This is a genomic window from Microbulbifer mixtoriginis (SeqCode) (genome assembly GCF_052468275.1).
This window is the reverse complement of the sequence record NZ_CP174341.1, coordinates 2,502,932-2,526,848: the sequence shown is the minus strand read 5'-3', so window position 1 is coordinate 2,526,848 and position 23,917 is coordinate 2,502,932. Positions and strand designations below refer to the sequence as shown.

The window sequence follows — 23,917 nt, the reverse complement described above, 5'->3', positions numbered from 1 at the left end:
CAATCTTTAAATGGATGAAAAATGAATATAAGGTCAAGAGATCAACTTATCGACTTCGTAGACAAAGGAAATAAAGTTAAGTATGTCTTTTTTTGGGGGCATCAAGAAATAGATAACCAGATCTCAAAGAGCTGTCTTAGCCAGTGGTATGACACCAAATTCGAGGAAGATGGGTATCATTTTATTACCGCTGAACACTACATGATGTACCACAAGGCCAAACTTTTTAAGGACCACAAGGCCTGTGAAAAGATTCTAACCTCAGATCACCCAGGTAAAGCCAAGGAATTAGGCCGGCAGGTTGTTGGTTTTAACCATGATATCTGGATAAAAAAACGATTTGAGATTGTCGTTAATGGTAACCTTGCTAAGTTTTCCCAAAATAATGACCTGAAGAGATTTCTGCTCAATACAAAGGATAGGATTCTGGTGGAGGCTAGCCCCGTTGATAAAATTTGGGGGGTAGGTCAAGCGCAGGATAGCTCGACAATACAAGACCCAAGAAGCTGGGCAGGCCTTAACCTTATGGGCTTTGCACTTATGGAAGTGAGAGATCAACTGAGCTTTAACCCCTCCTAGGATGAAGCCCTAAGTAGTTTCAACCAATATCGCCAATAAAATATGACCCAACCTTCCCTAAATAGCTTTCACTGAATCAAGCACACACACAAAATATTGCACTTGATCAATTTTTTAAAAGCAAAGCAGGCAATGGGTTGATTTAAATTTAAATCAACCCATCACCCAAAATCAATAAATTACCTAGCCATTAATAATCAACACTTAACCAGAGATTTTCAAAATCAGTGTAGCCATAAACGGTGACATACCAGACACCTGCTTGGGGCGCATTCACATTTATAGACTCATGACTGGTCCAGTTTTCTGAAGTGAAATCCGCGTTGCTCACAGAAGCCTCCTCACCGTACTTTATATACAAATCTGCATCACCAAGAGAAGCGATAAATGAAGTCCCGGTGGCAATAGAGAGTTTGGCTACGCCCTCTGGCACTTGAACTTTAAAAGTAAGCGCATCACCCGCTTTGCCATCCAAGTCGGCGATGGTCTCGCCAGCTACGAGAAACTCTTCTGGGGTAGACGTTTTGAAGGAGCCCATTAAAGTGACTTGCTCAAAATCCGCATAGCCCAATAGCATAATATGCCACACACCCGCTTTCGGATTAGCAATTGAAGCAGTTTCGTCATTACCACTTATATAGGGACGATAGTCGTAGACAGATTCCGTTGGCTTCTCACCAAAACGCACATAGAGATCTGCATCACCACTGCCGCCATTCATGGCAAACTGTAGATCTTTAGCATTTTGGGGAACGTTCATGGTGAAATACAAGGCCTCCCCCTTGCTGGCAGCCAACCCACCTATTTCCTGAAGGTTGACTAGCTGGTTGCCAGGCTCACCTCCCAAATCCAGAGTCGCGGTTAGATCCACGCCTTCAAATGAACGCTCTACCGGTGTGAGCAATACATGCCAACGGCCTGACTGAGGCGAGATGATCTGTATGTTTTCGATATTACCGGCATTTTCAGACTTGTAGTCAAAATCTGTGGTATCGGGTAGGCGGTTATGAGCCACATATACATTCATCTCACCGCCTATTTCCGACTCTTCTGTTTGAATAGTCAGTTTTTGAGCATTTTCAGGGACACCAATGTGAAATAGCTTGCCATCTTTCCCCCGTAAGTCGACCCTTGGTTTGCCAGAAATAAGTGTTCGCTCCGCCTCTTCATCACAAATAAATGTTTCACCACCCTTAACCGGGCTGTATTGGATATTACCGCCCTCGATCACACCATTGATAAAAGTGAGCATTTCACAGGAATAAACATCCAATAAATTATTGGTGAAATCTACCTCTTTTAGGAAAGGCTTATCCATTACCCACTCAAATTGAACGGAATCCAAATGGTTGCCAGAGAAATTCATAGACTCCAAGCGCTTGGGTAGCTCAGGAACCTCGGTTAGATTTTCACTGGCAACAGTAAGATGTTTTAGATATCGAAAAAGATGTATACCTTGCAAAGATTGAATTTCACCGTTTCCAGGGGTATGAATTTCCTCAACCTTCGCCGCCTCTAAACTACTGATTTCACCATTATTATCGGCATCAAAATAAGCAAGCAAATAAGATTTAAATGCCGAATCAGGAATGTTGATATTCACAGTACCATAGTGAGAAGCCGCCCCTACCTGATCACCTGCTCCGAGGTCGACGCGCTGCCCTACAATGCCATCATATTTCTCATAGCCTTTTTTGGGGACAATTGTCGCACTCCCATTAGCACTATATGCGCGGGAGGGATAGTGCATGACTGACAGGAAGTCGTATTCGCTGTAGTTGTGTGATTGGCGAACATCAAAATTGTAGATATACGCTGGCTTTATATTGTCTTCCAGGATCATCACATATTGATCCCGATCAGAACGCTGCTGCTCATGTCTCATGCCGATGGCATGACCCAGCTCATGAACAATAATATATTTCATACTCCAGTCTTTCATACTGAAAAACTGCCCGCCACCAGACATTCCAACCATAGATCGATTTTCACTGCCATTTCGCACGTAGATATAATTGGTTTGGTCTTTGCGCAATTTAAAATGTAAATCTGCGACCTCTTCCCAAACCTTGGTAGCATCAACGAATCGCTGGCGGTTTTCTTCTGTTACGTCTTCATGAAAATCATAATAGACAACACCTTCAGGCCACTTATTTACTGACAACTCAAAGGCTGACATTATACTGACCTGCCCGGATTCCTGTGGAACCAGCTCCAGCATATCCCCAGTTAACTGATAGAGTTTGCCATCAACCATCACCTTCCTTGAGGAGAATTGCTCTTCCAGTTGTGCAAATTCATTCTCGGTAAAGTTTGGAATGCTATTAGCCACTGCCTGGCCTGATGCCAGTGTCAATTGACTTAATATGGCCAAGCTTGTGGTAACCCCCAGCACTGCACCGGTTAACTTTTTCATTTTCATGTTCCTTCTCTGAAAATTCACGGATTTGTAACCTAATCTGGTGTTTAAGATTTTGAAAGGCGACAAAACCAATTGATATAAGTCAAAATAATAAAATATCAATGGGCATGTCGACGCGGGCAAGAATACAGCCGTTGAAATTTAAGGTCGATAGGATATTTATTGCTAATTTATAAGCACAAGGGCAGAAAAAGAGAAGAACACTTCAACAAGCAACCTAATATTTTTAGTTAAATTTTTTTTAACAAATAACAAAACAAAAAAACAACGACCAATCAGAAATGGAACATAAGAACCAGCTATCTGATTCCGCTAAAAATAGAGGGCAGCAGATATAGCTAGGGACTTACTTTTATAAATGAAGACCTTGCCCAGTATTGAAAATTCGTCCTAGAAATAACTTCTGGGTATCTACTTACCAGCCAATGAGGGGATCACGAGACCAATATTGAATAGGAAATTTTTACAATGCAGATTGCATATGCCGCAAACATATGGTTAATAAATTTTTATTCTCGAGCACTTCTTAACTCAAAGACCACTTAAACAAAAAAAGCCGCATCCAAAGATGCGACTTTTTCATGAACAATTTATTAAATCAATAAACTAGTTCTTGGAGGCAACCGTACTCTCTTTCTTCTCCGGGATCGGGAAGCCACGATCGCGCATCAACGCTTCGATATTGGCATCACGACCACGGAAAGCACGATAAGCATCAGCGGGGTCTACAGCATTACGCGGTGCAAACAGGTGTTTCACCAACTTGGCTGCTACCTCTTTGTCGTAGAAGCCACCTTTAGACTCGGAGAAGGCCTCAGAGGCGTCGGAAGTCAGCACGTCGGCCCACATGTAACCGTAGTAGCTAGCTGCATAACCTTCACCAGAGAAGATATGGCCAAAGTGCGGGGTGCGGTGACGCATGACCAGCTCTTTCGGCATGCCCAGCTTATCCAGAGTTTCACGCTCAAACTTATCTGGGTCGATACCCTCGGGATCAGCAGTGTGGAACTTCATATCAATCAGCGCAGAGGCCAGGTACTCAGTGGTGGCAAAACCAGAGTTGAACTTGGCGGCTTTCTTAATCTTCTTCACCAGATCCGCAGGAATAGGCTCACCAGTCTTGTAGTGCACCAGATAGTTATCGATAACCGCATCGGTAGACAACCAACGCTCCAGCAGCTGGGATTGGAACTCGGTGTAGTCGCGAACACCGCTGTTCAGGGTCGGGTAAGTCACGTTAGAAGCAAGGAAGTGCAGTGCGTGGCCAAACTCGTGGAAGAAGGTCTCGGCATCGTCCCAGCTCACCAGCACAGGCTCACCCGGCGCACCCTTGATAAAGTTGGAGTTGTTAGAAGACAGGACGTTCTTCTTGCCATCAAAGGTGGAGTGGTCACGATACATGGTTGCCCAGGCACCGGAACGCTTGCCAGCGCGGGCAAATGGGTCCAGGTACCAGAGGCCGATATGGTCACCACTGGTCTTGTCAGTGACTTCCCAAACTTTAACATCTTCGTGGAATACCGGTACGGAACCTTCTTTCACCGGGGTGAATTTGAAGTTGAACAACTCACCAGCTACGTAGAACATAGCTTCACGCAGGTTATCTAGCTGCAGGTACTGCTTCACTTCATCGGAGTTCAAGTCGTACTTGGCCTTGCGAACCTTCTCGGCGTAGTAACGATAGTCCCAGGGCTCAATAGTGATATTGGCTTTCTCGGCATCCGCCACCGCCTGCATATCAGCTACTTCTTCTTTTACGCGGGCAACTGCTGCGGGCCATACCGCTTCCATCAGGTCCATGGCCCGCTCAGGATTTTTAGCCATACGGTCTTGCAGGCGCCATTCAGCGTAGTTATCGAAGCCCTGCAGGCCTACGCGCTCATCACGCAGCTTCAGGATTTCAGCGATGATGGCGTTGTTATCGTGCTCATCGCCATTGTCCCCACGGCTGTAGTAGTTGGTCCATACTTGCTTGCGCAGCTCGCGATCATCGGAGTAAGTCAGGAATGGATCCATAGAGGAGCGGGAATTGGTTATTGCGTACTTACCCTTCTCGCCCTTCTCTTCCGCCAGTGCTGCCGCCGCTGCAACGAAGGATTCCGGCAGGCCGCTCAACTGATCTTTGCTCAGGAAGATATCGTAGCCTTCCTCATCTGCCAGTACATTGTTGGAGAACTTGGTATAAAGTTCAGCCAGGCGCTTGTTGATTTCCGCATAGCGCTCCTTGGCCTTACCTTCCAGGGTCGCACCATTGGTAGAGAACTGGGTATAGATCAGCTCAACCACACGCTTCTGTTCAGCATCCAGGTCCATCGCGTTGCGCTGGTCGTAGATCGCCTTGATGCGCTTAAACAAGTCTTTGTTCTGATAAATTTTGGACTCGTAATCAGCCCAGATCGGTGCCAGCTCTTGCTGAACTTTGCGGAACTCTGGTGAAGACATATTCGCAGCCCAGATTCCATAGTAAGCCGTTGCGCGGCTTAGCTCGGCGCCACTGCGCTCCATCGGCACAATGGTGTTAGCAAAGGTTGGCTTAGCGGAATCTGAAGCGATCGCACCTAGCTCGGTAAGGCTTATCTCAATACCTTTTTCAATTGCGGGCTTGAGATCTTCCAGCTTCATCTTGTCAAACGCAGGTACACCACCAAAGGGACCAGTCCACTCTGCCAGCAGCATGTTACTGGCGTGCTCTGGAGTTACAGCCATGGACTCTTCGGCTTTCACAGTGTCTTTAGCTACCTCAGCCTGTTTTGCCTTTTCACCACAACCGCCCACAACCGCCAGGGATGCGGCTACGGCTAGTGCGATCATTGTCTGACGCATTTGCTATCTCCTCGTAAAAAAGGGTCTTTTAATAGTTTTAAGAGCGGGATTCTACCCTCTCTTGGCCTATGCCGGCCAATTCTACCGTCTCAGCAGTCTGAAACTGCGGCTAAGTGAGTGATTTGTGCGACAACCTCCCCCTTTGGACTACCGGCGCCACCATGGGCATAAAGAGTATACTTTATCTTGATAACGATTTATTAAGTGATTTCATTTGAACTTATAAATCATTCGAATAATTAGCCAATGTGGCTCATTTAGCCTCTCAATAAAGCAAATTGGGCGATCTCAATACAGATGCTGCTGCCCAAGAAATCTACAGAACACCAAGTAGACAACAGTGGCACGCCCTCTAAAATATTGAGGTATCACTGCTGGAAGAAATATTGTCCGTATAAATACGAAAATTAAGGAATTTAAGACTCAAATTTAATGGCAGGCCTCTTTTCTTAGCCTATTTCTACTGGCTCTATAGCTTAGGACCTTGGTGAACGTCAAAATCTATAAGTCCTTTTTCCAACAAGCCAGCATTGCCATTGGCGGAACACATTCAGAGCTTTCCAAATCTCCACACCAATTACCCACATTCTTCCCGAGTTCAACAAACTTCTTTAGAGATAGATTACTTTCAATTGCCGCCATCAAAATATCTGACAAGGTGTGATGAAAATTATAATTTTCTTTAGCCTGATATTTTCTACCATCCAAATAGCCCAAACCTTGATCATCCTTTTGCGGCTCGCGATTGAAATAAGACATGGCAATGTGTGAGGGATTACCTTCCTCATACATATTTAGAACCGGATGTATTTCTTCCATTAAAAGATAACCACCCGGCTTCAGCAAGGAAGTACAAATTCTCATAAACTGCTTTAGATCCGGCATCCAATTAAGTACGCCAATAGTGATAACCGCAAAGTCAAAACGGCCGATATACTCATCAGGCAGCTCATAGATGTTAGAGCATACGATTTCTACATCCGAACACCTTGAGGCATTTACCAAAAGCCGAGCTTGATCGACAAAAGCTTGGGATCCATCAATCCCCACACAGAGCCCGGCGCCTTTCTTTTTGATGGAGATTAAATCTTTCGCATTATTGCAGCAAATTTGAACCACTGACTTTCCGGAAAGATCAAACCCATCCAACATGCCATCAAAGTCTTGCTCTAAGGCATTAAAATTAGACTCGGAGACTTTCTCAAGTAGCCGCTTGCTGAATTCCCAGTGAACAGGCCCAGCCTCATCCCAGGAGGCCAAGGATTTACTGACAAAAAAATCTGTATTTTCTTTCATGGAATACCTCTTTAGCACCCAGCCTATATTTTAATAAACTTGACTGATCCATTCTGAGACATTACAACGCCCTTACCCTGAAAATGAAATGAAAGATCTCTTTGGAGCGCTCCTAAATGCACCTTATATACCTCCCCAGTTTTTAGCAATGGTCCACTGAGCCCTCCCCAACTAACCATTATTTTATCACCCTCAATATAGAGTTTTTGCTCCGGCCAGCCATTACTATTCACATAGATACCAAGAAAATTTCTTGGGAAATTTTCGGCACTGACAACCAATGCAGGATCTGGCGCTTCCAATAGCTCGCCTCGGACAGACTTCTTCAGCCGCTTAATCTCCTGCTCAAACAGCGTATCTCTATTTGCTTTATTTAAAATTGAGTTATAAGTATAATTAGCTATTACATGGGGTAACATATAAGCCGCATCCTGATTGGTAAATGCAATTACACCTATCTCTCTTTCTGGTATAAATGATACATGGATACTATATCCACCATAATTTCCAAACCGAGTTAAAAGAGTCTCTTCATTATACTCTGCCAGATCCCACCCCAAGGTGTAGCCTGTTCTCTTATAGGTGAAATAGGTTTTTGATTGATCTACCTGCTTTTCATGAAGCTCATCAAAAACATTAATCTTAGATACATTTGACCTTTCTTTGTTTATATTTACCTGAAGCCATGTCGCCAAATCACTTACAGTAGAAACCAAGCCTCCTGAGGGGTGCATCGTTAGATCAGACTTGAAATGTCCTGAAGTAAAGATATTACCATCACTGGAGGTGATAATAGATGGAAGAAAATTATCCATTTTGGACACCTTATTCGTAGTCGAATTCATATCCAGAGGCTCAGTTATATACTTCTCTATAAGCTCTCCCCAAGCTTTTCCAGTGACATTCTCTGCAATCATCGAGGCGACTATCGGGCCCGTATTTGAATACCTAAAGTTGTAATCTGGCGCTATAAGTAGATTCTCACTTAATGAATGTACCAGCTCCTCTGGACCGGAATAACCTAAAAAAGCTGACTTAAAGGTATGTTGAACACTTGTAAATCCAGACGTATGGGTAAGTAAATCCCTAACACTGATTTTATTGATATCAACTTTTCCCTCAAGCCCCAGCTGGAGCTTATAAGATGATATGGGTTTATCTAAATCTAACTTGCCTGAGTTATGCAGGATAGCCATCAAAGTACTGGTAAAAGACTTTGTGTGACTTGCGATTAAGAAAGGCGTGTTCTCTGTAACTTGAGGGCCACCTTCAGAATAGGCATAAAAGAAATCAAGCCCGTTCTTATCAACTACCGCAACAAAATGTGAGCCAATTAAGCGGTTGCTATTAGACAGCTCTTCCAGAGCTGATTTTATTTCTTTTCCAACATTATCATCTATGGCATAACAGTTACTAACGACAATCAAAGCCATTGTGATACTAATGAGAAGCCTTATTATCATATCTAAAATTCTTTTTTAAATGAGCTCAAACCTGGAAAAGTTCACTGGCAACGGATTCAAACACTAATTTCATCTTTGAAACAAGCAGCAACTATGCAAAATACGATAAATAGAATGTATATGTAGGTATTCCGCAAAAAATACAATTAAACCATATCTGCTTTAAAGAACACTCTTGCCCGGGACTCACAGTTGCCCCCCAAGTACAACCACAATTTACGTTACTGCTCATTATTTTCCAAACACCCTTCACAGGCCTAAATTTCTCTTTAAGGCTAAGTATCTAACTTCAGATCCAGGAGTAAAATTTGTATACTTGCTACTATAGATGCAGGATTTAAGACCATGGCTCCGCTGAGTGATCTCCCAAGAAAGAAAAGCGCAGAACCCGATCGCAAGTTTATTGAAGCCCTCGCCAGAGGACTGGATGTTCTGCGGGCATTTCAGCCCGGTGATGGCTTTCTGGGTAACCTTGAAATCGCCCAACGCACAGGCTTGCCTCGCTCCAGTATTTCACGGTTAACCTATACTCTGACAAAATTAGGCTATTTGACCTACTCAGACCGACTGGAAAAGTACCAATTAGGTAGCGGCGTACTAGCGCTGGGTTACTCTTTCGTCTCTAATCTGGCTATTCGGCAGGTTGCCAAACCCCTAATGCAAGACCTTGCAAACTCCACAGGAACTGCTGTAGGGCTGTCTGACCGTGATCGACTCGACATGATATTTGTCGAGTTTTGTGCAGCCGCTAATGTTACGACTTTTCGCTACGAAATAGGTAACCGTGTTTCTTTAGCTACCAGTGGTTCAGGAAGGGCTTTCCTGGCAGCGCTACCTCAAGAGGAGCGCGAGTACTTTTATGGGCACCTGGAGAAAAGAAATAGCGAGCGCTGGCCTAAAATCAAGGTTGGAATTGAGGAAGCGGTAGCAAGCTATAAGCAGCGTGGCTTTTGTAGCTCCTTTGGCGACTGGAACCGCGATGTTAATGGTATTGCTGTCCCCCTACAATTAAGCCAGGGGCGCATTTATACATTTAATGCGGGCGGACCTGCTTACCGCCTGAGTCCAGAATTCCTGGAAGAAGAAGTCGCCCCCTTATTGAAAAATATGGTCGGCAATATAGAGGCCATGCTGATCCGCTACTAGATAGCTTAACCCCAGGTTAGTAGCGCAATGCGACCAACCTGGGGGACAACTCATCACCTCACGGCTGCCTGCCTCGCTAGTGCCCGGCAAATCGGCGAGTATGATAATCTGTACTACCGAAGAAATACTGGATTGTGGTTAAGCGTTTAAAATAATGGCTCACATCCAACTCCTCTGTAACCCCTATACCGCCATGTAACTGAATTGCTTCCTGGCCTACTAACCGGGCAGCTTTTCCAATGCGACTTTTTGCTGCAGAAATTGCCTTAGGGGCAACGCCATTATTCACATCCAACTGTAACGCTGCCATTAATAGAATAGAGCGGGCCTGTTCATATTCGGTAAACATATCCACCATCCGGTGTTGCAAGGCCTGGAACTTACCAATGGGAACGCCAAACTGCTCCCGGGTCTTTGTATATTCCACGGTCTTTCTATAAATTTTCTCCATGGCCCCTACTGCCTCGGCACACAGCGCCAGTGTGGCCCGGTCAATTGTCTGTTCCATTACTGGCAAAGCGGCCCCTTCCTCTCCGACCCGGTTTGCCACAGGAACCATGACGTTATTAAACTTTACCTCAGCCGCACGGTGCCCATCCACAGTGGCATACCCCTGGCGGTGAACACCCTCAGTGTTGGTATCAATCAATAATAAAGTGATACCTTCACAATCATGTTGGCCGCCGCTAGTACGTACTGCCACCAATAGTTTATCTGCGGCTGAACCGTTCAGAACAACGGCTTTGTGGCCATTTACTACGTAGCTGTCTCCGTTCCTTACAGCTTTGGTGGTAATATCAGAAAGATTGAAACGGCTCTGGGGCTCAGCAAATGCAAATGCCAGCTGCAACTGGCCTTCCATCAACAAGCTTATTAGCTCTCGCTTCTGCGCCTCGTTGGCACCGTTTGCTATTAGCCCACCACTTAAAACTGCACTGGCCAGGAAGGGTTCCACCACCAGACCACGACCAAACTCTTCCATCACCACCATCAGATCAACAGCAGAACCACCCAGACCACCGTCTTCTGCACTAAATGGAACCATTAGCCAGCCCAACTCGGCAAATAACTTCCAGTTATCCTCACTAAACCCAGTATCACTGTCTATTAACTTACTGCGACGATCAAAGTCATAATCCTGTTGAATAAATTTGCACACACTGCTTTGCAACATCTGCTGCTCTTCACTATAGGAAAAATCCATCGTTCCAATCCTCATTAAACGTCGCGTTTACAGACCAAGTACCCACTTGCTGATAATATTTTTTTGAATTTCGTTACTGCCACCATAAATCGAGGATTTACGGTTATTTAAGTAACGGGGCACGCTGCTGGTAATAACTCCAGGGCCTACATGCTCGCCATCAAATCCGCTTTTAAATTGCTCTCGGACAAATGGCATTCCGTAGTAACCCGCAGTTTCCATGTAAAGTTCATCAATAAGTTGGGCGATTTCAGTTCCCTTAATTTTTAAAATGGAGGATTCAGGCCCCGGTGCATTACCGGTACTCACTGCCGCGAGTGCTCTTAGCTCAGTAAACTCCAAAGCTAAAAGTTCTATTTCAACTTCTGCGAGCTTTTGCGCAAAGGCTGGATTTTCCAGGAGGCTGGCGTCACCATCACAAGTATCACCTGCCAGTTTTTTTAAAGTCTGTAAACGTTTTTTAGAAGTGGCAACCCGTGCAATGCCTGTGCGTTCATGGGTCAATAGTACCTTGGCATAGGTCCAGCCGTGACCTTCCTCTCCAATACGGTTGGCCACTGGTACCCGTACATTATCAAAATGCACTTCATTCACTTCATGATGGCCGCCCAAAGTCATAATGGGCGATACAGTAATGCCCGGGTGGTTCATTTCAATTAACAGGAAAGTGATTGCGGCCTGGTTTTTGACTTCGGGGCCTCCGGTACGAACCAGGCAGAAAATCCAATCGGCCCAGTGTCCCAGAGTCGTCCAGGTTTTGGTACCATTAACGATATACTCATCGCCATCTCGTACTGCTGTGGTTTTTAACGACGCCAAATCAGAGCCCGCATTTGGCTCCGAATATCCTTGGCACCACCAAACATTACTTGCCAAGATATCCGGCAAAAACCGCTGCTTTTGCTCTTCACTACCATAAGTGAAGATAACCGGTGCAACCATTTTAAAGCCGAAAGGAATTACATCTGGCGCGCCGAAGTTGGCACACTCATTGGCCCATATGTATTTTTGTGTTGGCGTCCAACCGGTACCCCCATATTCAACTGGCCAGTTAGTCGCAGCCCAACCCTGTTCGTACAGGATCTTTTGCCAGCGTTCATAGTCCTCTTTTCCCAGGGGAATTTCATCCAGAGTCCTCTCACTGATATCCGCCGGAAGCTTCTCTTGCAGGAATTGCTTAACTTCCTGCTGAAAAGCTAATTCTTCGGGGGAAAAATCTATATTCATTCGCTTGCTCCTGTTTATATGGGTGCAATTGGCAGAGATTTTTCAGCTAACTTCCTTCACCAACTTGCACAATCAACATGTACTAAATTCGGAAGTTCCCTTATACAAGCGGAATAAATTCACTTTCGATCTGGCTCGGCGAGCTCCACTCTTTGTCTTAATTAAACCTATCTACAAACAATTTCAGGATGATATTGATATCTGAGCATCGTAATTTTGACTTTTTCTGACTCACGCAAGTAGGTCCTCAATTATCGAGCCAACTCTATTGACGCAACTTTCTACTTAGTGGCGTTTATATATAGCTGATGTAAATATTTATCCGCCAATTCCCACCAATTAGCTTTTAAATAACCACTCGACGCACAAAACATTACCATTGAATTCCGCAGAGTGGAATGCTCTTTTCACTTTTGATATTGTCATCAACATAATAACCATAGTGAGAGAAGCCCCCATGTCTATCACGTCCACTTCCACTGGCAGTCCCATGCTGCAATCTCTTGCAGAAATCCAGGAATATGAAAAAGTACCTTTGTTACAACGTTATCCCTGGGAAAACACCTACGATTTAATTCGGCAGGCCGCCCGTCTTTACCAACAAGATGCAGCCATCGAATTTCTTCCCACCGCTGTACCAGATGAAGAAAGTGTGACTGTGAGCTACTCGCAGCTATCCGAAAAAGTTCACCAAACCGCCAATCTACTCCATTCTCTCGGCGTTAATTCGACAGATACCGTTTCATTACTATTACCCAACCTTCCTGAAACGCATTTTGCACTCTGGGGTGGACAAGCCGCGGGAATCGCCAGCCCTATCAATCCGTTGCTGGAACCGGAGCATATCGCCGAGATCATGAATGCCACCAAAGCCAAGGTATTAGTCAGCCTTGGTCAGGATCTCAGTGAGGAGATTTGGGAAAAGGTTGCGCAGGTCATTAAGCAGGTTCCAACCTTGAAGGCACTGCTGCTAATCAGTAAAAAACCGGTTAGCACCCTATCCATACCTTCCGGCATTAAGGTAGAGAATTTTGTATTGGCTATTGCCCAACAGCCAAATGACCATTTAATTAGTGGGAGAACTATTCAAGGCGATGAAATTGCCAGTTACTTCCACACCGGAGGGACAACCGGGCGGCCTAAAATTGCACGCCTGACCCACAGCAATATTGCGTTTGTCGCACAGCTGAGTGTGGACACAACATCCAGTAAGGGGCGATTTGCTACCCTCAGTGGCCTTCCTCTGTTTCACATTTTCGGCACTGTGGTCGCCGGCATTGGCACTCTGCTCGCCGGCCGCACGATTGTTATAATGACCCCCTCAGGTTTTCGCTCCCCCAATGTGCTCCCCAACTGGTGGCATCACGTCGCCCGCTTCCGTGTACAGGGCTTTGGCGCCGTGCCCACTATTCTCGGCATCTTGATGCAAATCCCTGTGGGCGACAATGACATCAGCTGCCTGACAGATGTTGGCTGCGGGGCTTCGCCTTTACCCGCAGCGCTTAAGAGTGCGTTTGAGGAAAAATTCAATGTGACGGTAAGTAACGGCTATGGCATGACAGAGTCCAGCTGCCTGCTGGCCCGCCCCCCAACAGATATGCAAGCACCCGAGGGCAGCGTCGGCCGCCGCCTCCCTTATATGGAAATGAAAATTGCCGAACTGGATGGAAACCGGCTAGTGAGAACCTGTAACACCGGTGAAGTCGGTATTGTACTTGCACGGGGGCCACATATTTTTTCAGGCTATCTCTCCGAAGAGGATAACGCCAAGGCTTGGGTTGACCACAGTTGGTTTAATACTGGCGATATGGGATATGTCGATGGCGATGGCAATCTTTATTTGACCGGGCGAGCCAAGGATTTAATCATTCGTGGCGGCCACAATATAGATCCAGCCTTGATTGAAGAGCCACTAAGCCGTCACCCCGCCGTGGCTATGGCTGTTGCCGTTGGCCAGCCCGATGCCTATGCCGGTGAGGTTCCGGTGGCCTACGTCACTCTATACCCGTCCGAAAATCCACCCACAGAAGAGCAGCTTATCGACTACTGCCGCACCCAGATTTCTGAACGTGCAGCGATACCCAAGCGGGTAGAGATTATTGATGAAATTCCCCTAACCGCAGTAGCCAAGGTATTCAAACCCGCTTTGCGCAATCGCGCTACCGAATATGTTATTGGCCAGGCACTTCAGGAAAAAAATATATCTGCAGAGTTTTCTGCCCGTTTTGATAGTGCCCTGGGCCAGGTTGCAAAAGTTCGTCTGGAAAAACCTTCAGCTAAAACGGTAGCAGAGGAGGCATTGGAAAACATTCCGGTAGCGCTGGAGTTTGATTAAGCGCGGACATTTACTACTGCTCACAAAACAATAATCAATCATTGGGAAAACTGACAATGCCACAAGCTTATATCTATGATGGCGGCCGAAGTGCTTTTGGTCGCCATGGAGGTAGCCTTTCCAGTATCAGGCCTGACAATATGCTCGCGCATGTCATTAAAGCCCTGGTTGAACGTAATAATTTCGATCACAAGCAATTTGAGGATGTGATTGCCGGAAATACCAATCAGGCCGGTGAGGACAGTCGTAATATCGCCCGCTTTGCCGGGCTAATTGCAGGACTGCCAATCTCCACCGGTGGTATTACGGTAAACCGCCTATGTGGTTCAGGCTTATCTGCCGTTGCCGATGCAGCCCGTTGCATCAGAGCCTCGGAAGGTGATTTGTTCATTGCCGGTGGTGTTGAATCCATGAGCCGTGCCCCCTTGGTCCTCTCCAAAGCAAGCAGCCCTTTCGATCGCACCCAGCAATTGGCGGATACCACTTTGGGTCCACGCTTCACCAATCCCGATATTGTTGCAGAATTTGGCAGCCATACCATGCCGCAAACTGCAGACAATATCGCCGCAGACCTCAATATTCAGCGGGAAGAGTGCGATATCTTTGCACTAGCTTCACAAGCAAAATATGAAAGCGCGCGTTTTGATGGCTTTTTTATTGATGAAATTATTCCTATCGAGGTGCCACAGGACCTAAAGCAACCACCCCGCCTTATCGATACTGATGAGCATCCCCGCCCCGATACCAGCCTGGAGCGCCTGCAAACGCTACGCCCGCTATTTGAAGGCGGCGTAGTAACTGCTGGAAATGCTTCTGGAATCAACGATGGTGCCGCAGCACTCATTATTGGCAGCCAGGAGGCCGGGCAGGCCGTAGATCTCAAGCCCCGCGCACGTATTCTCGCCAGTGCTATTGCGGGAGTGGAGCCAAGAGTAATGGGGTTAGGCCCGGTCCCGGCTACCCGTAAGGCATTGGCTCGTGCAGGCTTGAGCCTGGCAGATATGGATGTCATGGAGTTTAACGAGGCTTTTGCTGTACAGGCCATGGGCTGCCTGAAAATGCTCGAGATTGATTACGAGGACTCCAGGGTAAACCCCAATGGTGGTGCAATTGCAGTTGGGCATCCGCTCGGCGCCAGCGGAGCCCGCATTCTACTCACAGCATTACGCCAGCTGGAGCGTAGCGGCGGGCGCTACGGGTTAGCCACCATGTGTATTGGTATTGGCCAGGGAATCGCAGTGATAATAGAGCGTATATAAAAACCGGCGAGACCCTCTAGGAGAAACCATCTAATAGTCATTTAAGATCTGGAGATAACAATGTCTACCGTAAATTATGAACTTATTGGCGATATTGGTGTTATTCGACTTAACAACCCCCCTGTCAACGCGCTTTCCCACGGGCTGCGCGAAGGCATTTGGGGAGCGATCAAGAGTGCCCAGGAAGATGCCTCTCAGGCACTGGTTTTGATATGTGAAGGCCGCACTTTTATTGCTGGTGCAGACATCACAGAATTTAGTAAGCCACCACAGGCACCTGCCTTATCTGAAGTGATTACCGAAATCGAAAACTCTCGTAAACCAGTGATTGCCGCTATTCACGGTACCGCATTGGGCGGGGGCTTTGAGGTGGCACTGGCTTGTCACTATCGCTGTGCCCTGGCATCTGCCAAAGTCGGCCTGCCTGAAGTTAAATTGGGGTTATTGCCTGGGGCCGGTGGTACTCAGCGCACTCCACGTCTGGCCGGCGTTGCGGCTGCATTAGAAATGATCACCAAAGGTGCCCCAATCCCGGCCGCGAAAGCCAAAAGCATGAAGCTGATCGATCACGTGGTTGATGATGATCTATTCGAAGGGGCCCTCGCCTTTGCTCGCGAACTAATTGACCAGAAAGCCCCACCACGCAGAGTCCGGGACATCACAATAGATCCTGCCAGTATTCCAGAGGGCTTGTTCGAGGATTTCCGCCAGCGACTGGAAAAAAGAGCACCTGGTCAACTGGCCCCACAGAATATTGTCTCCTGTGTGGAGGCAGCGGTTAAACTGCCATTCGATAAAGGGCTGGCTAAAGAGCTGGATCTATTTATCGAATGCCTACTCTCAAGTCAGTCCGCCGCCCTGAGGCATATGTTCTTTGCCGAGCGACGTGCGACAAAAGTTCAGGGTCTCTCCAAAGATACCTCTATCAGAGAAATAAACAGTATTGGCATTATTGGCGGCGGCACTATGGGGGGAGGTATCGCCATGAATTTTGCCAATGCCGGTATCCCAGTCAAGCTGCTAGATATCGATCAAGCTGCCGTAGAGCGTGGTCTGGCAGTAATCGACAAAAATTACAATATCAGTATGAAAAAGGGGAAGATTACAGAGCCCCAAAAAGCACACTATCTCTCACTAATCCAGGGCACCACTGACTATTCCGACCTGGTAGAGGTAGACCTCGTTATCGAAGCTGTGTTTGAGAATGTAACGCTTAAAAAGGAAATTTTTTCCAAGCTGGACCAATACTGTAAACCCGGCACCATTCTCGCAACAAACACTTCCTACCAGGATATCGACCAGATCGCCGCTGCTACCAATCGGCCAGAAGATGTTATCGGCTTACACTTTTTCAGCCCTGCCAATGTTATGAAACTTCTAGAAGTCGTTCGTGGCTCAAAGAGCGCCGACGATGTTATTGCTACCGCAATGCGGTTGGCAAAAACTATCAAGAAAGCTCCCGTGCTGGCCGGAAACTGTTATGGGTTTATTGGCAACCGGATGCTACGGCCCTATGCCCGTGAAGCACAACTCTGTTTAATAGAAGGAGCCACCCCAGAGCAAATAGATAGCGTAATGCAATCCTGGGGCATGGCCATGGGGCCCATAGCCGTTGGAGATTTGGCCGGTCTCGATATTGGCCATAAGGCTCGCGAGGGCCTGAGCAAAACAGAAAAAGGCGACCCCAAAACCTACTGCATTGCGGACGCTTTAGTAGAGATGGGGCGCCTGGGCCAAAAGAGTGGAGCCGGTTATTACCGCTATGACCCAGAAACTCGCGCTCGTACTAGTGACCCCGAAGTCCAAGCAATGATAGAGGCTCAAGCCAAAGCGCACGGGATAGAGCGGCGAGAAATCTCTGATAAAGAAATTCTTAATCGCCTTACTTTCGCCTTAATTAATGAGGGAGCCAGGATTCTGGAAGATGGAATAGCCCAACGCCCCAGTGATATTGATGTTGTGTATGTTTATGGCTATGGTTTCCCTCCCCATCGCGGCGGCCCCATGTTTTACGCAGATAGCATTGGCTTGAAAAAGATTTACGATACTATTTGCACATTCCGTGACCAACATGGCGAAGCCAATTGGACTCCCGCACCATTGCTCGTCCAACTGGCAAAAGAAGGTAAAACATTTACGGACTGGGCAGACGATCAGCGATAGTATTCGCTTCTCAAGGGTAACCGGTAAAAGTACCGGTTACCCTTTTTGCCAAAGTTGAGAGATTTTTAGTTGGCAGCACAATGATAAGGCCTGATACGTTAATAGAATCGAAACTACGACCGAGCCAAATGCGTCTTAATGAGCTGCAGCTCGAACAGTCACCAGAACCGCCAGATCACCACAAAGCGATCCAAGCCAAGGTTAAGAGAAACAATTGGAAAGGCATAGGTTACGCACTGGCCACCGCTATGGTTGCCAGTACAGCCGCCGCAGCCAGTAAATGGATATCACCCGCGGTACCAGTACCTTTAATAGTTCTCAGCCAATACAGCATCTGCTTACTATTACTTATTCCCTGGCTGGTGCGCCAGTCACCCCAACAGCTCATAACACAACACTGGAAAACCCATTTACTGCGCGGCTTTGCAGGCTGGCTCTGCTTCTTTTCCTACTTTTATGCACTCAGCCGTATTTCATTGATGGAGGCAGGCTTACTGCGCAATGCCGCCCCTATTTTTGTTCCGCTTGTAGCCTGGCTTTGGGCGCGTGCACAGATTCCCGCCACAAGCTGGCTACCCATTGTGCTTGGGCTACTTGGTATCGCACTGATTCTTCAACCTGATATCCATGGTATCAGTAGTGGCCACGCCTTCGGCTTACTGTCAGGTATTACTCTAGCTGCCTCTATGGTGGGCACACGTATTCTGTCTCGCACTGATAAGCCGAGTCTTATTTTGTTTTACTATGTCCTTATCTCATTTATGTGCAGCCTTCCCCTGGGTATCTACTACTGGCAATCAATACCTAGCTGGACTATTCCCTACCTGGCTTTTAATGGGGTTTCTGTTTTATTAGCGATATGGCTCTACACCAAAGCTTATAGTTATGCAAAACCCAGTGTAGTTTCACCAATCAGCTATTTTGGAGTGGTTATTGCGGGCATTTTTGGCTGGCTGATATGGCAACATCTACCTAACACAATTGCGATGATAGGAATTTGTATAGTGGTCACAGCAGGCCTGCTCACAGTGTATCTCTCCACCCAGCAGGCTGCCCGAACGCACCCTGTTCCTAACTAATTTCCCAAAAGGTAAGTCGAAATGAGCTGGCAAAATAAAAAACAACCACCGTTTAATGATCATTTGGGTGTGAAAATTGATGAGTGGCAGGAAGGCCGTGTAGTGATCAGCGTAACCGTACTTCCTGAGCATTTGAATAGCCACGGAGTACCCCATGGGGGATTTATTACAACGTTAATTGATATTGCCGGTTCCTACTGTGGTCTCTACTGCCCATACCCAAATCGTCGGCGTAAGTCCCTCACGCTTTCATTAACAACCAATTTCACCGGTCGAGCCAAAACCAACCAGTTAACCGCCATAGGTAAGTTGACCAGCTCGGGGCATAAAATCTTTTATTCCTATACCGAAGTTTATGACAGTGTAGGAACCCTGCTTGCAACTGGCCAGATGACAATGCGCTACCAAACTGGTAGTGAAATACTAGAGGGAGAAGCTATTGAAGAGCATCCTGCAAAAACACACCACAGAATTAAAGTGTGAAGCCCTCAACTGACTAACAGCTGTCATAATAAGGGCTTGGGCGTTCAGTAACTAACCCCTAATATGTTAAGCGGCTAAATACTCCCCTTAAACTTAACCAAAATTAGTGGCCAAGTAACTCCGCATTAGTCGGGTACTTTTTAAGGAGTTCAATAAGTTTTTTAGTGCCGTCTACAGTCTTGAGGCTGGCAAGCGTTCTTCGTAAAGCTCTTATAGTTGCAATATCTTTCGAGTTGAACAGGACTTCCTCACGGCGAGTACTGCTTTTAGCAATATCCAAGGCAGGGAAAATTCGCTGTCTCGCAACTTCCTTTGACAATACTACCTCCATATTTCCCGTACCCTTAAACTCCTCAAATATCACCTGGTCCATTCGGCTTCCGGTATCCACGAGTATCGTTGCCAGAATCGTAAGTGATCCACCATCTTCAATCTTTCTCGCAGCGCCAAACAGCTTTCTGGGTATCTCCATAGCCCTGGCATCTATCCCACCTGACATTGTACGTCCCCTACCACTCTGCTGCGCATTATGCACCCGTGATAGCCTTGTCAACGAGTCAACCACAATCATTACATCCTGGCCTTCACCGGCTTCCTTACAGGCCCTATCAAGGAGTTCATTAGCTGCCCGCACATGCTCTTTATAGCTATGATCAGAAGAGGAAGCATAAACTTCCGCCGGTACACTTCGCTTAAAGTCAGTAACCTCCTCTGGCCTTTCATCAATAAGCAAAGCGTACAGCTTTATTTCGGGGTAAGCCTTCCCCACGGCTTGGCAAATATGCTTGAGGATAGTGGTTTTGCCACAGCCCGGTGGAGCCACAATCAAGCCTCGTTGCCCCTTGCCAATTGGCGTAATCAAATCCATCGCCCGTACCGTAAGTTGCTGAGAACCTGACTCAAGGCGAATAGGCTCAGATGGATTAATAGCTACGCCATTTAAGAACCGCTTCTTTAGATCAGAAGTATCCTCTTGCTTTTTATCAACCTTTTTAGGCTCCGTATTTCTTTTTACCTTTAAGGATAATATTTTTCTAGACATAATATGCGCTTTACAAATCATTCCCCATTGGGGAGCACTTTAACTTTTGAAACAAAAATACAGAGAACCAGATTTTCCTGACCCTCTGTGTTTATCGACACGAAACCACTCTAAATACAAGGTAAGTAAAGCAGGGGCTTATATATTATTTATCATTCTCCATGGCAGAAAGAAACTGATCGAGCACCTGATTAAACTCTCTAGGTCTCTCCCAAAACATCATGTGTTTCCCCATATAAACAGCAGTGGCTGATGGTGTATTGGCCTTGATCCATTTATCCGCAACACTTTTAACTTCCTCTCTCACGACATACAGTAGGGGCAATTTACCTTCCAATGCTACAAGATCATCACTATAGTCCAGGTAAAACCCGGTCGCGTTGGTAATTGAAGCGACACTACTAGAGGTCTGATTAGCAATTTGGGTAACCCAGGCAACATTTTCCTTTGAAGGGTTTTCAAGCATCCATTTTACAAATTCACTAATTACATTATCTCGATCTTCTATAATGCCCTCAGTAAATGAGCGTGAATAGCCGTCCGAATCATCATTTAGATACCAAACCCACTCATCACGGCTTGCTCCCGCTATATCTGGTCCAGTATCAATCATGATCATCGCTTTCAGTTTATCGGAACCAAACTGATTCAAATAGGCCAATTGCTCTGTTACGCCATATGACCAACCTGCCAAGATCACGCTGTCTATATCCAATTTCTCTATTAACTTAGCCAGGTCTCTAGCATGTTGTTGATAGGTGTGCCCCTCGACGGGCTTTGATGATCTGCCCTGCCCACGGGGATCATATGCCAGCGCGCGGTACTTTTTAGAATCTTTAAAGTGGGCAAGTTGGTGCTCAAAAACGTCTGCCGACATCATCCAGCCAGCAATAAAAATAATGGCAGTATCACCTCTCCCCGATTGTTCATAATAAATAGTGAGGTCTTTATCTATCTCGACTTCTTCTGCAGCTACATTGACCACAGATAAACCAATCCCGATAATTACCATTCTTAAGAAGTTTCGCATTTTCAACACTCTTCCCCACTCTCAATCACGTTGTTAAATCGTCACCCCAATGAAAATTGGGGCATTAAAGCCTGGTAATTCTCTACCGTCAAATTAACTGACTTACTAAGGTGGTACCACTTCAAACTGGCTTGATTAATTAACAATTCCATTTCTTTCGATGAGTCATTAACTAATCCATGGGTTCCAGCTTTTTATTTAAAATTATACATTCAGCGGAAACTCGTATCTTCTCGCCTTCGATAGTCAAAATGCCTTTAGATTTTAAAATGATATACATCTCCTCAATATCACAATGAGTAAGCTCACCCACAGAGCTAAACCGTGGCATCACAACAGGAATAGCAAAGTTTCATGCTCTATTAAAATCTCTGCATTTAAGGGCTTGATATATTTCTACGCCACCCTCTCCGCCGCGCCTCTCCTGTTCAACTTTTTATTGCACGAATAAAAATCAAGAATCATTTATTTTTCCGATAAAATTGCGTTTCTAAAGATCTCATTTACTCAGTAACTCCTGAATCCCCTATGCCACTCTCGCACCTTTATGTACTTTAATATCAACTAAAGCACGCTAGACACACTCTCTCAACAAGCTTACAACCCAATTATGTAAAGCATCATGATCTGAACGAGGGTGCCATGCGGCTATAACATCAAACTCTACCGGCTTGTTTTTCAGATTAAGAATGGCAAGGTTTGAATCACTCGCTACCCGGTTAGGTAAAAAAGCAAGCATATCTGTTTTCTTGAGATATTGTGGAACCGTGGTAAAACATGGCGTAGACATAACAACATTTCTACGCAAACGGTGCCTTGCAAACCAACCATCAATAACTCCTGCCGTACCAGACTTAAGCGGAGATGCCCTAAGATGCGGCTCAGAAGCTATTTCCTCCAAACCCAGCTTCTTCTTTACCAGAGGCGAACTCTTTGCCGCAACGCAGACATAGTAATCAGTAAATAATGTGATAGAAGAGTACAGCTCAGAATTTACATCCGAATCTGCAACTATTAAATCCACCTTGGCTTCACTCATTAACTCTTCCAGTCTGTCTGTAGCAATATCCCGTATTACCACTTTCAAGTTGGGAGCTAGCGCTCTGAGTTTAGGCAATAAGCTGGGAAGCACCACTTGTTGGGAGTAATCTGTCGCAGCGATGGTATAGGTTTGTGCTATTTTAGATGGCTCAAAAACTGCTGGCTCCAACAATTTATCTAACCCTTGGAGGATCGCATCAACCTTTTTCCCTAAGTTTATTGCTGTCGGCGTTGGAATTAGTCCATTGCTTTTCCGGAGAAAAAGTTCATCACTAAAAATATCTCTCAACTTTTTTAAATGTTCACTAACAGCTTGCTGAGTAAGGCCGACCTGACTTGCGACACGAGATACACTTCTTTCAGATATTAATGCCTGGAATATTCGGAGCTGCTTGACCTCCAATCGATTTATTTGGTTCACACTTGTATCTCTTACAAATAAATACTGTTTAACATTGTATCACAATAAAACTAGCATTCTCCTAGTAATTAAGCAGCATCGCATTGCGGCAAATAGTAAATTCTTCATATAAAACAGGTAGTTAGAGTGAAAAACGTTATCCTTATTGGCGCACAAGGTAAGATGGGACAGGCCGCTTTAACAGGGTTAAGCAGCCACAAGGTTATCACAGCGAGTCGCTCGGGAAAGGGATGTGATCATCAGGTTGATATTACTGATGAAGACTCTATCAGACGACTGTTTAAGACGGTGGGTGACTTCGATGCTGTCGTAAACACCGTTGGCTTCTGTGAATACGCAAACTTTGTCGATATGACTGAGCGACAGTGGATGACAACAGTAATGAGCAAAATGATGGGACAAATCAATCTTGTAAGAGTCGGTCAAGAGTACATCGCCGATAAAGGATCCTTTACGCTAATATCCGGTATTCTAAACATCAAACCGATCCCTATGGCAATTGCGGATGCAACAACCAGTGGAGCAATTGATACCTTTGTCAAATGTGTTGCTTATGAACTCCCCAGGGATATTCGAATCAATGTGGTTAATCCAACGGTATTGGAAGAAGCCTGGGATGTCTACGGTGATATGATGCCAGGCTTTGAGCCCGTGCCGGGGCACCTGGTCGGAAAAGCTTTTGAGCGCTCTGTAGATGGATTTATCACTGGCGAAGTAATCTTCGTCGATGCCTAGCCCGGGGGGGATAACCCCCCTTCCCTGTGTGAAGTAACTAGATATAATCGTGGAGCAGACCTCCTAAAATTTCTTTAGGTGTCCTTAGCGGATTGGTACAGTTTATGCTGCTACGAATCTTCTACTACGGACTTATGGGAACTATAAAAGATATCATTCATTTTCAGAT

The 23,917-nt window shown here is 45.9% G+C and carries 17 protein-coding genes; 8 read left to right on the top strand and 9 right to left on the bottom strand.

All coding sequences use genetic code 11. The annotated features are described in order from the left end of the window. The first annotated feature begins 21 nt into the window (after positions 1-21). Positions 22-579, top strand: coding sequence for a riboflavin biosynthesis intermediates N-glycosidase (gene ybiA / locus ACJJIC_RS11205; protein ID WP_444904452.1), 558 nt, complete (start codon positions 22-24; stop codon positions 577-579). Between the two features lie 190 nt (positions 580-769). On the opposite strand, the gene ACJJIC_RS11200 is transcribed toward ybiA, so the two are convergent. From ACJJIC_RS11200 to ACJJIC_RS11185, 4 genes are all read right to left on the bottom strand, one after another. After that, the gene (locus ACJJIC_RS11200) at positions 770-2,995 is read right to left on the bottom strand and encodes a M12 family metallopeptidase (protein WP_444898503.1); all 2,226 of its coding nucleotides are present in this window, start codon (positions 2,993-2,995) and stop codon (positions 770-772) included. Between the two features lie 612 nt (positions 2,996-3,607). Beyond that, a complete protein-coding gene (locus ACJJIC_RS11195; RefSeq protein WP_445356931.1) occupies positions 3,608-5,824 on the bottom strand; it encodes a M3 family metallopeptidase in 2,217 nt (738 codons plus the stop codon). Between the two features lie 501 nt (positions 5,825-6,325). Then, positions 6,326-7,120: a class I SAM-dependent methyltransferase gene (locus tag ACJJIC_RS11190; RefSeq protein WP_444898505.1), complete on the bottom strand. Its 795-nt coding sequence runs from the start codon at positions 7,118-7,120 to the stop codon at positions 6,326-6,328. Between the two features lie 23 nt (positions 7,121-7,143). Beyond that, positions 7,144-8,553 (bottom strand): serine hydrolase domain-containing protein, encoded by a 1,410-nt coding sequence (locus ACJJIC_RS11185; RefSeq protein WP_444898506.1) that lies wholly within the window; start codon positions 8,551-8,553, stop codon positions 7,144-7,146. A 375-nt stretch (positions 8,554-8,928) separates the two neighbouring features. Here ACJJIC_RS11185 and ACJJIC_RS11180 point away from each other — a divergent pair, with 375 nt between their 5' ends. Beyond that, a complete protein-coding gene (locus ACJJIC_RS11180) occupies positions 8,929-9,729 on the top strand; it encodes an IclR family transcriptional regulator (protein WP_444885339.1) in 801 nt (266 codons plus the stop codon). Positions 9,730-9,805: 76 nt separating this feature from the next. Here ACJJIC_RS11180 and ACJJIC_RS11175 read toward each other — a convergent pair whose 3' ends face one another. Beyond that, positions 9,806-10,933, bottom strand: a complete 1,128-nt coding sequence (locus ACJJIC_RS11175) for an acyl-CoA dehydrogenase family protein (RefSeq protein WP_445356930.1) — start codon at positions 10,931-10,933, stop codon at positions 9,806-9,808. A gap of 27 nt (positions 10,934-10,960) precedes the next feature. After that, entirely contained in the window at positions 10,961-12,160 is a 1,200-nt protein-coding gene (locus tag ACJJIC_RS11170) for an acyl-CoA dehydrogenase family protein (protein ID WP_445356929.1), read from the bottom strand. A 457-nt stretch (positions 12,161-12,617) separates the two neighbouring features. Here ACJJIC_RS11170 and ACJJIC_RS11165 point away from each other — a divergent pair, with 457 nt between their 5' ends. From ACJJIC_RS11165 to ACJJIC_RS11145, 5 genes are all read left to right on the top strand, one after another. Continuing rightward, entirely contained in the window at positions 12,618-14,495 is a 1,878-nt protein-coding gene (locus ACJJIC_RS11165; protein WP_445356928.1) for an acyl-CoA synthetase, read from the top strand. A 56-nt stretch (positions 14,496-14,551) separates the two neighbouring features. Beyond that, positions 14,552-15,754: a 3-oxoadipyl-CoA thiolase gene (locus tag ACJJIC_RS11160; protein ID WP_445356927.1), complete on the top strand. Its 1,203-nt coding sequence runs from the start codon at positions 14,552-14,554 to the stop codon at positions 15,752-15,754. Between the two features lie 60 nt (positions 15,755-15,814). Continuing rightward, a complete protein-coding gene (locus tag ACJJIC_RS11155) occupies positions 15,815-17,917 on the top strand; it encodes a 3-hydroxyacyl-CoA dehydrogenase NAD-binding domain-containing protein (RefSeq protein ID WP_445356926.1) in 2,103 nt (700 codons plus the stop codon). A gap of 128 nt (positions 17,918-18,045) precedes the next feature. Beyond that, complete coding sequence (locus ACJJIC_RS11150) at positions 18,046-18,996, top strand: DMT family transporter (protein ID WP_445356925.1); 951 nt, start codon at positions 18,046-18,048, stop codon at positions 18,994-18,996. Positions 18,997-19,017: 21 nt separating this feature from the next. Continuing rightward, positions 19,018-19,479 carry a PaaI family thioesterase gene (locus ACJJIC_RS11145; protein ID WP_252085463.1) on the top strand — a complete coding sequence of 154 codons (462 nt, stop codon included), beginning with the start codon at positions 19,018-19,020 and terminating at the stop codon, positions 19,477-19,479. 103 nt (positions 19,480-19,582) lie between these two features. On the opposite strand, the gene rho is transcribed toward ACJJIC_RS11145, so the two are convergent. The 3 genes from rho to ACJJIC_RS11130 form a co-directional block, all read right to left on the bottom strand. Then, the gene (rho, locus tag ACJJIC_RS11140; RefSeq protein ID WP_445356924.1) at positions 19,583-20,521 is read right to left on the bottom strand and encodes a transcription termination factor Rho; all 939 of its coding nucleotides are present in this window, start codon (positions 20,519-20,521) and stop codon (positions 19,583-19,585) included. A gap of 145 nt (positions 20,522-20,666) precedes the next feature. Then, positions 20,667-21,551, bottom strand: a complete 885-nt coding sequence (locus tag ACJJIC_RS11135) for an alpha/beta fold hydrolase (protein ID WP_445356923.1) — start codon at positions 21,549-21,551, stop codon at positions 20,667-20,669. Between the two features lie 574 nt (positions 21,552-22,125). Continuing rightward, positions 22,126-23,013, bottom strand: coding sequence for a LysR family transcriptional regulator (locus ACJJIC_RS11130; protein WP_445356922.1), 888 nt, complete (start codon positions 23,011-23,013; stop codon positions 22,126-22,128). Between the two features lie 126 nt (positions 23,014-23,139). Here ACJJIC_RS11130 and ACJJIC_RS11125 point away from each other — a divergent pair, with 126 nt between their 5' ends. Next, entirely contained in the window at positions 23,140-23,748 is a 609-nt protein-coding gene (locus ACJJIC_RS11125) for a short chain dehydrogenase (protein ID WP_353375134.1), read from the top strand. Positions 23,749-23,917 lie beyond the last annotated feature (169 nt).